General features: G+C 51.3%; 10 protein-coding genes, 7 pseudogenes and 1 other annotated feature. Of the genes and pseudogenes, 5 read left to right on the forward strand and 12 right to left on the reverse strand.

Features of this window, described 5'->3' with window-relative positions; all coding sequences use genetic code 11:
• Positions 1 to 697: 697 nt before the first annotated feature.
• From ACT3R7_RS19455 to ACT3R7_RS19475, 5 genes and pseudogenes are all read right to left on the reverse strand, one after another.
• A pseudogene (locus tag ACT3R7_RS19455) lies at positions 698 to 1,881 on the reverse strand (IS3 family transposase).
• 71 nt (positions 1,882 to 1,952) lie between these two features.
• Positions 1,953 to 2,084, reverse strand: a pseudogene (locus ACT3R7_RS19460) (IS256 family transposase); the annotation flags it as partial.
• 87 nt (positions 2,085 to 2,171) lie between these two features.
• Positions 2,172 to 2,357, reverse strand: a pseudogene (locus ACT3R7_RS19465) (Rid family hydrolase); the annotation flags it as partial.
• Positions 2,358 to 2,556: 199 nt separating this feature from the next.
• A complete protein-coding gene (locus tag ACT3R7_RS19470; protein WP_192536311.1) occupies positions 2,557 to 3,801 on the reverse strand; it encodes an NAD(P)/FAD-dependent oxidoreductase in 1,245 nt (414 codons plus the stop codon).
• Entirely contained in the window at positions 3,782 to 5,209 is a 1,428-nt protein-coding gene (locus ACT3R7_RS19475; RefSeq protein ID WP_192536310.1) for an aminotransferase-like domain-containing protein, read from the reverse strand. Before ACT3R7_RS19475 ends, ACT3R7_RS19470 begins: the two co-directional genes overlap by 20 nt.
• A gap of 172 nt (positions 5,210 to 5,381) precedes the next feature.
• On the opposite strand from ACT3R7_RS19475, the gene dctP reads away from it, so the two are divergent.
• The 3 genes from dctP to ACT3R7_RS19490 are packed head-to-tail and all read left to right on the forward strand — an operon-like array spanning position 5,382 to position 8,233.
• On the forward strand, positions 5,382 to 6,392 hold the full coding sequence (gene dctP, locus ACT3R7_RS19480) for a TRAP transporter substrate-binding protein DctP (protein ID WP_192536309.1): 1,011 nt from the start codon (positions 5,382 to 5,384) through the stop codon (positions 6,390 to 6,392).
• A 28-nt stretch (positions 6,393 to 6,420) separates the two neighbouring features.
• Positions 6,421 to 6,939 carry a TRAP transporter small permease gene (locus tag ACT3R7_RS19485; RefSeq protein ID WP_192536308.1) on the forward strand — a complete coding sequence of 173 codons (519 nt, stop codon included), beginning with the start codon at positions 6,421 to 6,423 and terminating at the stop codon, positions 6,937 to 6,939.
• A complete protein-coding gene (locus ACT3R7_RS19490) occupies positions 6,932 to 8,233 on the forward strand; it encodes a TRAP transporter large permease (protein ID WP_192536307.1) in 1,302 nt (433 codons plus the stop codon). Before ACT3R7_RS19485 ends, ACT3R7_RS19490 begins: the two co-directional genes overlap by 8 nt.
• A 220-nt stretch (positions 8,234 to 8,453) precedes the next feature.
• On the opposite strand, the pseudogene ACT3R7_RS19495 reads toward ACT3R7_RS19490, so the two are convergent.
• Both ACT3R7_RS19495 and ACT3R7_RS19500 read right to left on the reverse strand, forming a co-directional pair.
• A pseudogene (locus tag ACT3R7_RS19495) lies at positions 8,454 to 8,591 on the reverse strand (IS30 family transposase); the annotation flags it as partial.
• Positions 8,576 to 8,967 (reverse strand): annotated as a pseudogene (locus ACT3R7_RS19500) (transposase); the annotation flags it as partial. The pseudogenes ACT3R7_RS19500 and ACT3R7_RS19495, both read right to left, overlap by 16 nt.
• A gap of 217 nt (positions 8,968 to 9,184) precedes the next feature.
• Here ACT3R7_RS19500 and ACT3R7_RS19505 point away from each other — a divergent pair.
• On the forward strand, positions 9,185 to 9,391 hold the full coding sequence (locus tag ACT3R7_RS19505) for a hypothetical protein (RefSeq protein ID WP_427031515.1): 207 nt from the start codon (positions 9,185 to 9,187) through the stop codon (positions 9,389 to 9,391).
• 12 nt (positions 9,392 to 9,403) lie between these two features.
• On the opposite strand, the gene ACT3R7_RS19510 is transcribed toward ACT3R7_RS19505, so the two are convergent.
• A complete protein-coding gene (locus ACT3R7_RS19510; protein ID WP_193057410.1) occupies positions 9,404 to 9,808 on the reverse strand; it encodes a UvrD-helicase domain-containing protein in 405 nt (134 codons plus the stop codon).
• Between the two features lie 270 nt (positions 9,809 to 10,078).
• On the opposite strand from ACT3R7_RS19510, the pseudogene ACT3R7_RS19515 reads away from it, so the two are divergent.
• Positions 10,079 to 10,844: pseudogene (locus ACT3R7_RS19515) on the forward strand (IS3 family transposase); the annotation flags it as partial.
• Positions 10,273 to 10,389, forward strand: a sequence feature (AL1L pseudoknot). It overlaps the preceding pseudogene by 117 nt.
• A 599-nt stretch (positions 10,845 to 11,443) precedes the next feature.
• On the opposite strand, the gene ACT3R7_RS19520 reads toward ACT3R7_RS19515, so the two are convergent.
• The 4 genes and pseudogenes from ACT3R7_RS19520 to ACT3R7_RS19535 all read right to left on the reverse strand — a co-directional run bounded on the left by ACT3R7_RS19520 (position 11,444) and on the right by ACT3R7_RS19535 (position 15,993).
• Complete coding sequence (locus ACT3R7_RS19520) at positions 11,444 to 12,364, reverse strand: hypothetical protein (protein ID WP_192536302.1); 921 nt, start codon at positions 12,362 to 12,364, stop codon at positions 11,444 to 11,446.
• Positions 12,365 to 12,899: 535 nt separating this feature from the next.
• Positions 12,900 to 14,042 (reverse strand): tyrosine-type recombinase/integrase, encoded by a 1,143-nt coding sequence (locus tag ACT3R7_RS19525; RefSeq protein WP_192536301.1) that lies wholly within the window; start codon positions 14,040 to 14,042, stop codon positions 12,900 to 12,902.
• 697 nt (positions 14,043 to 14,739) lie between these two features.
• Positions 14,740 to 14,922, reverse strand: a pseudogene (locus ACT3R7_RS19530) (integrase core domain-containing protein); the annotation flags it as partial.
• Between the two features lie 12 nt (positions 14,923 to 14,934).
• Positions 14,935 to 15,993 (reverse strand): IS110 family RNA-guided transposase, encoded by a 1,059-nt coding sequence (locus ACT3R7_RS19535; protein WP_192536300.1) that lies wholly within the window; start codon positions 15,991 to 15,993, stop codon positions 14,935 to 14,937.
• Positions 15,994 to 16,205: the final 212 nt, after the last annotated feature.

Genomic DNA, 16,205 nt, shown 5'->3' on the forward strand with positions numbered 1-16,205 from the left:
TCAGCGCTGTTTACCGATTGAGATACCAGCGAGAGCGATATATTTGCAATCGCCTACGTGCATATTCTGTATGGAGACAGTGTGCGCGACCGGCTGCCTATTGGCAGTGGTTTGGGTGAGGTAGCCTGTCCTGGTGTGCCTCGTATACTGGCAGGTGACTTTAATCTTGATAGTGAGCACCTTTGGCTTTGACACGCTTTTGGATTTTGGATTTTGAGGCAGCATACGAGGATAGCAGAGGCGATGTCGATGGTCTGCTCTGGGAATCACTTGATGCGCTCGTTACTGTCAGTGGCTAGAGTTACAACCGCGTAGAGGACATTACCTTTTCAGGGTTTGGCTTGCGATCTTTAAAGGATATATGGAAAGGGAAGAAGGACTAAAGGAAAGAAGAAAGACTCAAAAAAGTCTATCAATTACAGAAATTTAGCGATAAAATCCGTCCAAATAATACATAGAAACCTGTCCGATTCGTACATAGAAACCCGTTCACTCCGTACATAGAACGTGGGTGCCTTGTCTTACTGTCCTGGGTAATCTGTACAGAGCGTACATAGACCCGATCCTTCTTATTCGCTTTGGAGGCTTCAATCAGAAAGGGTTTATCCCCCGCGAGATGTTTCATGCTGCAAAATGTGTACAGATCATACAAAGAAGAATCGACTGTGCTTCGCTACACTCGGTTCAACTGTAGTGGTCAAGTAAAACTGGCCACCGGTTTATAGTTAACCCAGTATTTTTCCTCTGCCTGATTTGGACTCATACCACCGTTATGTTGGTGAGGCCTAAGCTGGCTGTAATACCCGATTAAATAGTTCACGATATGATGCTGCCCCTGCAAGAATGAGCGATAGCCGTACGTTGGCACCCATTCAACTTTTAAGCTCCTGAAGAACCTCTCCATTGGCGCATTATCCCAGCAGTTCCCACGTCGGCTTAGGCTTTGTTTTATCTGACATTTCCAGAGCGTCTGACGGAACTTGCGGCTCGTATAATGACTGCCCTGATCGCTGTGGAACATAACACCTTTTGGCCGCCCACGACTCTCATAAGCCATTTTTAATGCACTGCTGGTGAGTTTGCTATCGGGTGATAACGACATTGATCAGCCAATCGTTTTCCTAGCAAATAAGTCCATGACAACGGCTAGATAAGCCCAGCGATTGCCAGTCCAGATATACGTGACGTCGCCACACCAAACCTGGTTGGGTGCCTCGACGTTAAACTGTCGCTCTAAGTGGTTCGGTATCTCAACATGCTCATCACCTGTTTTCTTGTAGGTGTGCCCAGGAACTTGGCAGCTCACTAAACCAAGTTTTTCCATCAGGCGGCCAGCGCGATAGCGGCTTAACGGAATATTCTGCCTTGTCGCCATCTCTGCAATGCTGCGCGCACCTGCCGAGCCTTCGCTCTCGCGAAATAGTTCTCTGACCTTGGCTATTTCCTTGGCTTTCGTGGCACACACAGGTCTTTTTGAACGTTGCCTCCAGTATTTAAAGCTGCTGCGATGCACGCCAAACACGTCACACAGTTTTTTTACCGGGTAGCTCGTCTTGAGTTTCTCGATCAGCGAGAAGTGTTCAGGGAGTCCGACATCAAGAGAGCGGTGGTAGCCTTTTTTAAGATATCTTTTTCCATCTCAATGTAACGGATGCGCTTTTCAAGCTCGCGAATCCTGAGCTGATCGGGTGTCATGGGCGTAGCTTTAGGGCTTTGGCCATCACGCTCTTGGCGTAACTGACGAACCCATTTATCCATGCTCGAATACCCCACATTCATGGCTTCAGCCGCCTCTCGAACCGTATAGTGTTGATCAACGACTAGCTGTGCTGCTTCGAGCCGGAATTCAGGGCTAAAGTTACGTTTTGGTCTTGTTGCCATGCTGCCACCTAGTGATGTCTTGGTGCATAGTAGCACCTCTAATTAGGTGGCCAAATTCACTATGCCACTACATCGGTGACGGCATTAATGGTGCCGTTGGAAAGTTCGATATCATACAGTTCGGCAATATGAGCCCGGATGTCCTGATAGCTGTTGCCGAGCGCAAACAGGGCGATGATCTTGCGCTCCAGCTCATCGGTAAGATTGTAGATAATGACACACTGTGTAGAGCGGTAACGGCGGTGATACGCAACACATGCACATTACTGCGTGTCGCTACGTTTAGGTACTTAACGTGGATAAATGATGGCTGCGGTGATCATGAGTTTGACTAGATAGCCTGGGGCGGCCAGGCGAGATTCACCACGGGCGCGCGCTGGGGCGTGGCCTGCGGGTACCCGTGCATCCCATACGGCATTCATTGCTTCAAAATCTTTCATGTCGGCTAGCCAGACGATGGCCTGCAGAATATGTTTAGGCGAAGAGCCTGCTTCTTTTAGTAGGCGCTCTACTTCGGCTAGAGCTTGGCGGGTTTGTTAGGGGGCGCTCGCCACATTTCCCTACCCCTACTTGGCCTATAAGATAGAGCATGTTGCCATGCACGACAATTTGGCTCATGCGGGGGGAGGTGTTGTGGCGTTGAATGCACATGGGTGATCCTGGTGGCTCTTGGTTTTAGAAACGGGCGGCGCTATAATCGTTAAGCCAGTCAGGAGCTTGGCCGCGTACGCACGCCGCTACAAGCTCACCGGTGGTGCCGGCTAAGGTGATGCCGAGGTGTTGGTGCCCGAAGGCGTGAATAACCCGGGAGTCGTAGCGGCTGGGGCCAATCACCGGCACACAGTCGGGTAGGGTGGGGCGCATCCCCATCCATTGGTGGCTAACCGGGGCGTCAATATTCATCAGCTTACGTACCCGTTCTTCGATAAAGCGGATGCGTGCTGGGTTGGTGGGGGCGCGTAGCGAGGCAAGTTCTACGGTGCCTGCGGCGCGAAGGCGGCCGTTGGCCAGGGGGGTCATATAAAAGGCGCTTTCTACAGGGCAGGTGGGGCGCGTGAGCACTTCGCGGCCTAACTCAAACTCAACGTGGTAGCCTCGTTCCGTATCTAGTGGAATACGTTCGCCAAGCGTGGCGGCAAGTTTTGCTGACCAGGCACCTGCAGCTAATACAACGCGATCAGCCAAGAGCGTTTTCCCATCCTCACACTCAATATGCACACCGTCGTTGGCGGTGCGTAATCCGCGTGCGCGGCCTTTTAGAATGCTGCCTTCCGAAAGTAGGGGCTGGGCGAGTGCCTGTATAAAGCCTTGTGTATCGCGGAGGTGGCACGAGTTTGGGAAGAGGACGCCCCCAACGCTTTTCCCCGCCATGGCGGGTTCTAGGGCTGCAACGCCGGCAGCGTTGAGTATCTCTTGCTCGACACCGAGCGAGCTGCGTAAAGCAATGCCCGCTTGCGCGCTTTTTAGCCCTTTTTCAGTGGTATAGGCGTATAGGCAGCCTTCATTGCGAATCAGCTCACGTGCTTGGGGTGCTGCTTCAAGCAGGGGGCCATAACCACTGAAAGTTTGCCCTAATAAGCGTGCAAGGCGCTGCGCATTTATCGTTGCGCAGCGTTTGTTACATTGGGCCATAAAGCGCAACAACCAGGGCATTAGCTCTGGAAGGCGCGTCCACTGAACCACGAAGGGAGAATTATTAGAGAACAGCAGGTTAGGCAACTGCGACCAAACAGAGGCATTGGCAACAGGGGTGCAACCGTACTCTGAAAGTGTGCTGGCGTTGCCATAGGAGCATTGACCGGCAATGTCCTCAGGTTCTAGCAGGACGACTTGGTGACCATCGCGGCGCAGCCATAGGGCGCAGGCAATACCTACGGCGCCACCGCCGATGACGATAATCTCATTGCGTGTTGGAGTCATAAGAAAGCCTTGGTTGAGGGGGTGGACCGTTTCGAGACAACTCAGCGATGACCGTCAGCCCGTGGGTAAGCTGTTCACGGGTGGAGGCCGCAGAGAGGTTGATGCGTATGGCGTTAGAGGTGTTCTGGGGGGCGAGGACAAATGCTGAGCCAGGGAGCACCGCTACCCCTTTGTTGAGGCACGCATTGCTGAAGTGGTGGTTTTGCCAACTGTCAGGCAGTTTCAGCCAGGCGTGGGGCGCTGTGGGGCCACTGTGTACGTCTAGGTCGCCCATTATTTGGCGGAGTATTGCTTGCCGTGCGCGTAATTCCTCACGCTGAACGACGATTAAATCGCGCACTTTGCCGCTTTCCATTAGTCGTGTTGCCACCAAGGCAGAAAGTGGCGCTGTACTCCAGCAATCTACGCGTAGGCTGGAGCTTAAATCGGTAACGAGGTCGGCGGGGGCGAGTATAAAGCCTATCCGTAGGCCGGGAGCCACGCATTTGGATAGCGAGGTTATATAAAGCGTTTGCTCAGGCAGGCTGCTGGCTAGGGGGGGAATAGGCGTATCCAGCAGTGGCCGGTAGACATCATCTTCTATCAGCAGTACGCCCGCTGCTTCTATCACTGTTAACAGCTCGTTACGCCGTTCTTGGTCCAAGGTAACGGCCGTTGGGTTTTGTATGGAGCTAACGATGAAAACAGCACGAGGCGCGTGTTTGTTGCAGGCGTCTTGAAGCGCTTGCGGCACCATGCCCCGTTCGTCAGTACGCACGCCCTCAAGGTTTACATCCAGCGTGCGGCACAGGGCGGCAATCCCTTGGTAAGTAATGTCATCAGCCAGCACTGTTTCACCCGGTTCGACGATGGCGCGAAGCGCTAGCGCTAGGCCGTGCTGTGCCCCATCGCACATGATGACCTGTGAGGCGTTCGCTGTTAGCCCTTGCTGGCACAGCCAGGCGGCGGCAGCTTCACGCGCCCAGGTTGGCCCTTCGGAAGGGTGATAGTCCTTCATGGAAGAAAAGCGGGGGTCTAGCGGTAATTCGGGCAATAGTGCTGCGAGTACATGGTTATAGGCATCGGTAGCCGGGCGGTTAACGCTGAGATCGATGATGCCTGTTTCGTTAAGTGGTGCTGATTGGAATTGGGCTTCCTCTGAGCGATAGGCGGAAACACGAGTGCCGCGTCCGGGCCGGGTCTCGATCAGTTTATCGTCCTGTAGAATCGCCATGGCTCGAGTGACGGTGGAAACATTGACCTTTAAACGCTTCGCCAGCTCACGGTGCGGTGGAAGTTTTTCACCTAGCCCAATCTGGCCCGAGCGTATGGCGTTCGAAAGCGCTTGGGCTAGCTGGATATAGAGCGGTTCAGGGTGATTGAGGGAGCCAAGCTCCTTCTCTACTTCTGTAAGCAGAGTATCTAACATTGAAGTGCCTTTAGATGTATTGTGCTGCTTGTATTGACAAATAATATGCGTTTTGAATGAAAAAACCAAGATATTGAGGATTGATATTCACAATTTTCCATGATTGTATTGATTGTGTCGCCATACAATTAAACATAATACTAACTAGACAACGATGGATCAGGAGAAGGTTATGCAGCCTCTACGTAAATTCTTCGCTATTACGACGCTTGCGGCCGTGAGTATGAGTTCAGTCTACGCATATGCTGGGGATGTTTCGCTGCGTTTAACCCATATGTATCGTGCGGACTCGGACGCTGGGCAGGCAGCTCAGGCATTCGCTGATCAAGTCGAGGCGCGTAGCGATGGGCGTATTGATATCTCTGTGTATCCTTCTAGCCAACTTGGTGACTGGACGGAAACGCACGCTCTGCTTATGCAGGGTGCGGTCGATATTGGCCTACAACCTCTTTCTACTAATTTTGATCGGCGCTTAGCGATTGCTTGGTTTCCTTACATTGCACCCACTTATGCGGAAGCTGAATCGGCCTACGAGCGTGATGGTTTTGCCTTCAATATCGTGGATGGGTTAATTGAGGAGCAGGGGTTACGCTTGCTGGGTGTGTTTGCCGATGGCATGGGCGGCGCGGGCTTTACGAAAGAAGTGAATAACCCGGCTACGCCAGGCGAAGATAAGGATTTGCGAATTCGTGTATGGCCGGGCGGCACCACGCACCGCACTTTGATGGAGAACTTGGGCTACCAAGTGGCTACTATTCCGTGGGCTGAGCTGTACACCGGTATGCAAACGGGCGTTGTGGATGGTCAGATTGGTGGCTCTCCTGAAATGGCTTACAGCAATTTCAAGGACATCACGAAGACTTGGGTTCAGTACAACGACCACTTAGAGCTGGGTTGGTTTGTCATGAACCAGCAGCGCCTAGCGTCGCTACCGGAATCTGACCAGCAATTGTTGGTAGATGTTGCCCAAGAGGTTTCTTCCCAACGCTTTGATGAGGTGGAAGCCGCCGATGAGCGACAGCTTGAAGCGCTTGAGGCAGAGGGCGTGAATGTTGTTCGTTTATCCACTGAGCAATTACAACAGTTAGCAACCTTTACCCGCGAGCAGGTGTGGCCAGACATTGGCGATGAGCTGGGTGACGACATGATGAGCGAGCTACGCACAGGCCTAGCGCTAGACTGAGCTGACGAAGCCTTAGCGAGGTAACAATATGTTAAAAGTCTCTCGTTTTCTGTGCCGCTTATGGTGTGCGAAGGTTGCCCTACAGCGCTTTCTGGTGGTGATGTCGGGATTGGCTATCACACTGCTGATCTTTATTCAGGTGGTTTCGCGCTATGTATTTTCGATGGCGATCTTCGGTATTGAAGAAATCGCTTGTTACATAGCCGTGTGGCTGTATTTCCTCGGCGCCGCTATCGGCGCCGAGCAGCGTGGCCATATGTCTGCTTCGTTAGTGTCATTGGTCTGGCGGGGTGAGCTTGCCCAGCGTGTGATTAAGCTTTTGGTTGGTGCATTGTCAGTGGTGATATCGGGTTGGATGACAGTCTGGGCTTATGGCCTGGCTAAGTGGTCGCTGCAATTCAATATGATGTCTACCGAAATTAATGTTCCTGTGGGATATGCGCAAATGGCGATCCCCGTCGGCCTGGCTTTGATGACGTTATATTTTTTCTTTGAGCTGATTGAGACCATCGTCCTCTGGACGAGGAGCCGAGGCACCCATGCTTGAATACATTCTTATCGACGCAGTGATTCTATGCGTGTTACTAGTGATTGGTTTGCCGGTTCCGCTGTGCTTTGCGGCTGCAGTGCTGTTTCTGTTTACTGTTGGCGATTTTGGGAACGCGACGTTCTTGGTGAGTGCTGGCTTTAGTCAAGTGTCTTCTGTGGTGTTATTGGCTATTCCGCTCTATATAATCGCTGGGGCGATCATGAGCCAAGGCGGCATCGCCAATCGGCTTATTGATTTAGCTGAATCCATCGTGGGTCGGTTTAGCGGTGGCTTAGGTATTGTGGTTGTGCTCGCAACGGCTGTGTTTGGTGCAATATCGGGTATGGCTTCTTCTGCAGTCGCAGCGATTGGCACTACGATGATTCCTCGCATGGTAGAGAACGGTTATGACCGTGGCTATGCGACTAGTTTGGTATCTTGCTCATCCGTGCTGGCGCTGCTATTGCCGCCTAGTGCGTCGATTATTCTTTATGGCTGGGTGTCTGGCACTTCTATTACGGCTGCGTTTCTTGCGCCGATCATACCGGCTTTCTTGCTCATCGCGCTGTTCTGTTTCTGGAACTGGGTGCTTACTCGCCGTATGCCATTGCAGCAGATGCCAGCGTTACCAGCGCGCGAGTGGGGGCAAGAGGTTGCCCGGCGTGGCCGCCGAGCTAGTCTTGGCCTGTTCATGCCGCTGATTATTCTCGGTTGTATCTATGGGGGGGTAACTACGCCAACCGAGGCGGCCGCTGTGGCGGTTATTTATGCCATGCCTTTGAGTGTGCTGATCTATCGCGATATGGACTGGAAGGATCTATACACAACCCTTTGGAAGGCTGGGCAGATGACCGGGGTACTTCTGGTGCTGGTTTTTTTTGCCTCTATGCTATCGCGCATGCTGACGATGCAGAATGTGCCGCAGCTGATGCTTGAAGGCTTTACGCATGTTAGCGATAATCCGCTCATCCTGCTGCTGATGGTTAATCTGTTTCTTATTGTTGTTGGCATGCTAATGGACGATGCTAGCGCTATCCTGTTGGCCACGCCTATGTTGATGCCCATCATGCATAATCTTGAGATTGATCCTGTCCACTTCGCTGCGATCATCACTACCAACTTAGGTATGGGGCTGATTACACCGCCTACCGCGCCGCTACTTTATCTTGGTTCCTTAGTGGGTAAGGTGCCGTTGGTACAGATGCTTTCTCCCACCTGTGTGTTCTTGCTATTTGCGTATATGCCTGTCGTCATGCTGACAACTTACTTTCCTGCGCTGTCGCTGACACTGCCACGTCTGATGGGGTATTAATAGGAAACTTGTGTCCGTTAAAGGAAGAGTATACAGACAGAGTTGGTTTGAATCACCGGATCAAGCCTGAGCGGTTATTGACCATTAGACACCCGGCGATAATGGATAGCGGAAATTTCAGTAATCTTTGGGCCTTTGTTTAGCCGGGTAGGCTTGCTCCGAATGGATTTGTGGAGAACTTAAATGATAAGGGCGGATGCAGATTCTGAGTGCAACACCCTCATTGGATAGTTGATGGGCTCTCATGATACTTGGCCATTAGCTCGCTCATGACTTCTATCGGACATTTAAAATCAAAGCGTTTTCGAGGCCGCATATTTAGCTCTAAAGCAATGGCATCTAGCTCTTCTTGGCTATAAGTTGGAGCGCATCGTAGATGACTTCGTGTGAAGACATGGAGGTAAGTGTTATCAGGAAATTTACGCTTCAGTGTGGGCTATTTGCTCTAGTGACCAGTACTTGCGCAGCAGGTAGGCCACCAGTTCGAACAGCTCACCATCGAGGTGCAGCTTCGGAGAACGTCGAGGCCGACAGTGGGTCAGTCAGGCTCGGTATCCAGCGAGACTAGCGTCATACGCTATGTCAGACCTGACCGTGTGGCGTGTCAGTTCTCGTGAAATGGTGTTGTGTGCACGATCCAGCTGACGCGCGATGGCACGAATCGAGTGGTGCCCCTGCATCAGCATGATGGCAGCTCGGTCTTCAGCAGAAAGATGGCGATAACAATGAGTCATGGCAATACCATACCTGATAGGTTAAGTGTTGCACTTGCTCATTGAGACCGCCATATCGAAATCTTCAAAGTCCTTCAGCAATTGCTTACTGCGTATTTTTTTGCGCTTGCCACGCGAGAGCCAGAACAGATCTTCCATGTCGTTAATCGGGTAAGCATCACTGCCGCCGACCAGGTGAACCGAGAGCTGGCGGCGTGAGAAGTGTAGGCCGCCCCCCTTGCCAAAACGTCACCTGCGGTACTGGCGAGTGTTTGAGCCTGAACTGCTGGGCAGGCACGACGCAATCCTGCCGGTCGGCGAGTCCCTTGAGCGGGACGGTTTCGCCTTGCAGCGCCAGCAAGGCATTGGCCGTGTCACTGATCTTTGCGCCAAAGCGAAAGGACGTAGCCAAGCGCATCACGGTGACATCTTTAACGCGATGTGACGCCATGGCGTTCTAGGCTCCCCGCCACTGATAGATGGCCTGGTACGGATCACCGGCCAAAAGAACGCGGCACCTGGGCTGGTCTATCACAATCGCTTCCGCGCAGGGGTTGGAGTCCTGAGCTTCATCGAGCAGAACAATATCGTAACGCGACGACAAATCCGGCTGACTGAGTTGGAACAACTTGAAATAGCCGTCGTGGGTAATAGAGACGTTGCGGTTATTCAGGTCGCTCATTTGCAGCCAAAGTTGCTTGGCATGGTGGGTGACGATGGCCTGTCGATCTTTATCTTTGGAAGCAGCCCCTTTGGGGAGCGGCCAATGACGGTAGCTGATCTCTTTGTCGGCGCTGATCACATAGGCGTGAAGGGCGATGCGAATGTCTTGGGCCAGTGACCAGTCAGATGTCCTCACCACTTCCAGAATGTCCTCCAGGCACAGGTTCGGGGCGAGTTTGTGCCGATAATCCTTGCCGATGGCCGCATTTGCACTTGTGAAGTCCTGTTGCCGGATCCAGTCAATATATACCTCAAAACCTGCCGGAACTGGAAGCTCAGGTTCCTTGTCCTCAATATATACCAAGTATCCAAAGGCCACTTCTTAAGTCAGCAAGGTAAAAGACCAGCCACCCATGATCGCATGATGATGACAATATGGCGCCGTTGCGGATTTTCTTTAAGCACTGTTACGCGGTGGGCGGCGATCTGCTCCATTGCCAGCAAGTTTGGTTGTACACCAGAGACCTTAAGAGCCTGGTGCAAACGCTCAGAACTCACACAGGAAGATAGCTCGGTTAACCTGCCTGAAAATGAACGACTCAAGCAGCTAGAGCGTGAAAACGTCGAATTGAAGCGCGCCAATGAAATTCTCCGTAAGGCGGCTGCTTTTTTCGCCCAGGCGGAACTCGACCGGAAACCCAATTGATGGTGTCATTTATCGACGAGCATCGTGTTCAGCTCGAGGTTGAGTCGATTTGTAGCCAGCTGCCAATCGCCCCATCGACGTATTACCACCACAAGGCACTTGAGACCGATCCTGAGGGGCGGGCAGATCGATATCCGCAGGATGTGCGATTCTTACGGCGGAGGTTCAGAGGGTGTGGCAGGAAAACTTCTGCGTCTACGGTGCTCGTAAGGTCTGGCGGCAACTTCGCCGTGAGGGCGTTAATGTTGCTCGTTGCACCGTAGAACGGCTCATGCGACGCCTAGGGATTCGCGGCGTGGTGCGAGGCCTACGCCCCTTCACGACGATCAGTTATCCCGGCCAGAAACGAGCACCTGATTTAGTGAAACGTGACTTGACGGCCATGCGTCCTAATTAGCTTTGGGTGGCCGATTTTACGTATGTCGCTACCTGGTCTGGCTTCGTTTACGTTGCGTTCGTTATCGATGTTTATGCACGCTGTATCGTAGGTTGGCGTGTAGCAGCGTCGATGAAAACGGGATTGGTACTGACGCATTTCTAAAGATCAAGTGTCTATTTGTACCTGATTGATCGCTCGATTTCCGGCGCGAATGATGTGGTAAACCTCCCGGGCTATGTAGCGCTTCAGACAACGGATAATTTCTAGTTTTGTAAGGCCCTGATCAGTACGCTTCTTCACATAGGCCTGTGACACTTACCCGTAAGTTGGGATATTTGGACTTTAAGCCACAAACCGAGACTACAGATCAACTCGAATTCCAGAACAGCCTGTGGGTAGCACCCGAGAAAAGGGACATTACCGTTATACAACTATATGAATTAAAACAATTATCCTGACATAAACAAGTAAAAGAAAGAGTGAAAAAATTCGCCCAAGTTGGACACATATACCAAGCACGTTCAAGCAGCCTGAACATTGGCCTGATGGCGCTCCCACTAAAGCGGTCTTTAACGGCAAAGCGACAGGCTTCTGACAGCCGGTTGGCAGCACACCGGAAGGGTGCTTGGATTCCCAATGATCCAAACCATAAGCCACCTAGCCAAACTCATTTCTGGGATGGCACGAAATGCAGGCCAGATGCCACTAACTGCTTACCCCTGGAAGACCAAATACATGAGTGACGGGGCTTACGCGACTGATTCTGCGCCAATGCAGTAGCGATGCACACCGATGGACGGTAAATAAGGCTCTACGTCTATTCTCGCATCTTTACGTCGCTTGCGACGTTGTTCCATATCCGGTTCTGAGGGCGGTGTTCGAAGCGCAGGTAGCAATCCTGTTCGTGGATCGGGTGGCACAATAATAGGCACAGACGAATTGAACGCGAGCGGGCGGGGGGTAGGTTGTTCCTCAACAGAAGCAAAGTAAACGTTCGCCCGAAGCTGAGGGGTTTGCTTGCGTACCAGCGCCAGCGGCTCACTCGCTGGAAGACTGGCCAGCTTTTTCAACTGAATCGCGATGTGTGGCTGATCGGCGCCGAGCTTAATTAGCCGCTTTTCGGCCTCCGCGATGCTAATTTTTACAATCGAACGCCCAGAAACCTGCCACCCAACGCCGATATGCCGGATCGGATGATCGAGAACATGCACCGCTCGTATCGTCTTCTTCAGGCTCAACCTGGCAAGCCCTGCTGTGTTCAAGTGCTGGCGCAAATACTGGAACTGGCTGCCAACTTCTGCTTTGAGTAACGATTGCGAGTTGTGTTGCGGCTCAGTCTGCTTGATCTCATCGGCAATCGCCCGAAACATAGCCTTTTGCTTATTCAACCCACCGAATTTTTCTCTCAGTGTTTCGGAAGCTGCAATGACGCCTGCATGCTTGGATGTCAACACACCCGATGTGCCTGCCTCATGCCACATATCCATCAGGACACACCGTAGCCAATCGGAATTGGCATGCGCAGCCGTCATGGCCCAGGCCTGCGGACGTTCTCTCTCGTACTGTGCACACACGTCGTCAATGGCCTTCACCAATCGACCAAAACACTCACCCGCTTGATGAATGAGCCTGAAGCGTCGGTAGTCTTTATCCAGGGTGTCAGTTGTCATGAAGTGTCTCCGCTAAAGCAGTGCGTATACCTATATCAGGATAGCAAGTTAACACTAATGTTCGTTTTTAATACTCTATATATAATCATATATAGTGTTTTTAGTGTATTGCGGCATATCATGCAGTTTCATAAGTCACAAAAGTGCCTCGAAACTTATCCTTTTAAAAGCTACTATCAATCCACTCCCCAGCCTGCTGAACGAGCATCATGAAATGATTCCGAAGATCGTCGCAGTCGTGGGGCATAATCGCATCAAAGTTCTCGCATTCTCTGACAGACGCAGCACACAATCCGAGATGTTTTACCATGTGCCTTACCGCGGCTGACGTAGGTTTATGGCGAAGCAGTTCCTCTGTGGCAAAAAGACGATCGCTAGTGGCGGCCTCAAGTTTCATGCCTATTTCGACCTGGGCTAGATATTCCTTTGAAAACCCGCTCATATATTATTTCCCATGTTTGGATAAATATTTTGTAAACATATTCGTTTGATTTAATTGGATATGTCACCATTATTGACCACCAAGTTAGCAGCGTTATTCAGGGCGGTAGCCGAACCGGCCAGACTGTAAACGCGCCGCTTTTTGACGGTGACTCTTGGTTTCATCGAAGACATAACGCTCGGTTGTCACAACAGACGCATGGCCTAGTATTACCTGAATTTCCCGTATCGACATACCGGCTTCCCGCAAATCCGTCGCGCAGGTGCGCCGCAAGTCATGGGGGGCCAACTTCAGTTCATCGGGCAACATCAGCCGTAGGCGTTCCAGACGATTATTGACGCTACGAAGGCTTAACGGGGTTTTAAGATAGTCGTTTGAAGGTGCCTTCTGTTTTACCCAAATGGGATTAAATAAATAACCTGGAGTACGGCCACGGTACTTATCCAGATATTCATTTAAGCGCCATACTACACAGTCTGGTAACGTCAGCGAGCGCTGCTTTTGGCCTTTACCTACGACCGTGATCTCATGGCTGATGAAATCAATGTCCTTGAGCTGGATGCTAACTGTTTCGGCACGCCGAAGCCCAATGGATGCCATCATCGCAATCATCAAGCCATCACGAAATGCCCTAGCAGTGGGCTCTTGGTCACACAAATCAAGTAGTGCCCTAATTGTGCCTGCACTATGGGCAGTCCCGGCGCGTTTAGCGTGAGAATAACGGGCCGCCTTGATCTGCTTAATACGATCCAGGGTGGCATGGCTGATCTGATCTAGCATCCAGGCTTCTGTGGCTATACCGCGAATTACCGCACGAACGGCATTCCGTTTGGCTGGGGATTGGCCGGAATCACGGTAGGTTGCCAGTATCTCGCTGACCACATCAGGCGTCAGGGTTGACCAGTCTACATAATCATAGGGGAATGCCTGGTTGGGATGTTGAGCCCGACCGTCATTGTTGGGTGCGCTTAACTTTGGTGGCTTGGGTGCGCCGAGAGCTTTGGTGGCAATTTCGTTAATGAGACTCCGCTTTGAAGTGACGCTGGCAACGGATTCCTGGTTACGCAAATGCCGGTGAGCAGCATTGCTTCCGCGAGGGAATGGTTGGCTAAGGTCAAATATCACCCGAACGGGCGGTTCCTCGTAATCCATCACACCCGTTGCCGGAAATGAAGGTGTGATTGTCGTCATTGAGTGCTGCGATGTGACGATAATGTGTTTGTTGTCATTTTGCATGGTGGTATCCCATAGAAATACGTTGGCTGATCCGAGTATGCAATAACCGCTATGCTATAAGACCGTAATCAACATTGAGGCTCAAAGCTGAAATGGATTTAGCCCTATTCAAGTCAGCACAAAAAAACCCATGCTGATGCTCCTGTCATAATTGCATTTAATATATCTTAAAGGTAGTTAATGAATTAGAAAAGGGCAAACGGCCTGCTACTACCTGGCGAAACTTCTGCTTTGATGCTCTATTTAGAAAACGGTCTTTTATAATACCCTTGCTTTTACGTGTTGCGGTCTAGCTAAGCTACTGCCCACGCCACAGGTAAGAAAATGCGCTCATGGCCTCAAAAAAACAGTCACTCGATTAAGTAAAAACTTCAATAATTATGAATATAATCATTGCTTTAAATGTATTTCTTAGTTTTTATGAGACTCTGTACTTAAAATCTGTCTTTTTGGGCATACCTACCCCTGAACATTTTGCGTACAGCAGCCAAAAATACTGGCTGCATCACGCAATCAGGGGCTAACAGTTCTTTTGGGAGAGGCTATTTCAACATCTTGCCGCGCTCTTTAAATGGTGGCTTGGCCTGATCCTGATCGTCCCGAACTCCCATTGATTTGCACGCATCACATGCCCAAAGACGTGTCTTCTTTTTTGAGAGGATGCTAGAAGTTGTTCTGGTCAATAAAACCGGACACATTAATTTGCTAATTTCTCATACTCTGCTGGAGCCTGATCACCATTCGATGAATGCAGTCGCTCCAGGTTGTAATACTTCATGTAGGCCTCGACATCCCGTTTCATGTGAGCCCGTGTTGGCTGGTGTACTTTAAGTAGCCAATCGTGTTTCAGACTGCCGAAAAATCGCTCAACAACCGCGTTGACGCTCCTATGTCAAATATTCTCCCGTAATTTTCCAAGATCCCTCATTATCAGTGGGAATAATTCTCGAACAATATATCGTTTCAGGCAGCGATGAATTTCCTTGGACGTAAGTCCTTCCGCTGTTCGTCGGTCTACATAGGCACGGGTTCGGGGATCGCTTCGCATCCTAACCATAGCTATCGTCCATAACGCATTGTTAGCCGCTCGGCTGCCACCTCGGTTTAGTCGATGCCTTGTCGTCTTGCCTGAGGAGGCGGGTAGAGGGTTTACACCGCAGAGCGAAGCTAAGGCTGCTTCATTCTTCAGGCGTTCAGGGTTGTCTCCGGCAACGGACAAAAGAATAGCCGCAGTATGAGGACCTACGCCAAAGCGACTCCGCAGCTGTTGCGCATGCTTTTGGGTAAGTGCCTCCAGTTGCTTATCAAATTTTTCTAATTCGGCAGCTAACGTCAGCCATCGCTTGGCAAGTGACCTGAGCGTTGAGGTCAACGCCTGCAAGAGAACACTATCTCCTAGGTGACGGATCTTTGCACAAGCCTTCACGCAGTCGCCTGTTTTCGGTCTCCATAGCTTCTCGCGGATGTCCTGGGGCGCACTCACCAGCAAGGCGCGTAATTGATTGATCGCTTGCGTCTTCGCCTTTACGGCGCTGCGCCTGGCGACGGATATGATGCGCATCGCCTCACAGGCACCTGATTGCTGTTTAGGTATGGCGGTCGCTATACCTGACAACACCGCTCTAGCTGCACTTTCGGCATCCGTCGGGTCGGACTTGCCCTGCTGTCGTCGCTTGGCTCTATCAGGCCGATTCACTTCAAGAACCGTGATTCCATTATCGATCAGGAAACGGCAAAGTCCTGCACCATAGGTTCCTGTCCCTTCGATACCTGCACGAGTCAGGGTGCCAAAAGACGAAGCCCAGCTTAGCAAGTCAAGGTAACCTGCCGAACTTGCGGAAACGGATCGAGTTCCAAGTAACTGACCTATCTCGCTGATTACAGCACCTGCATGGACATCCAGGTGTGTATCTACACCTAGAATAACTTCCTGTGGCGATTCAAGTTTCATGGGATACACTCCTTAGTGGTGGCGTATTCCCAATCTCAATCGCAGGACAGGACACTCACGGCGCAGAACAAAGCTCCTATTAGGTCACAAACGCTGAGCCCGGGAAGCCTCGGGGAACATCAATACTGGCCGACAGGTCAACGCGAAGGCAGTAAAGCCAATCCCAGCACGGGTCAGGCCAATATGATGTTCACAAGTATAGTAGACTGAGT

This window comes from Halomonas sp. AOP43-A1-21, from assembly GCF_052376775.1.
GTDB classification, from domain to species: Bacteria; Pseudomonadota; Gammaproteobacteria; order Pseudomonadales; family Halomonadaceae; genus Vreelandella; species Vreelandella colorata.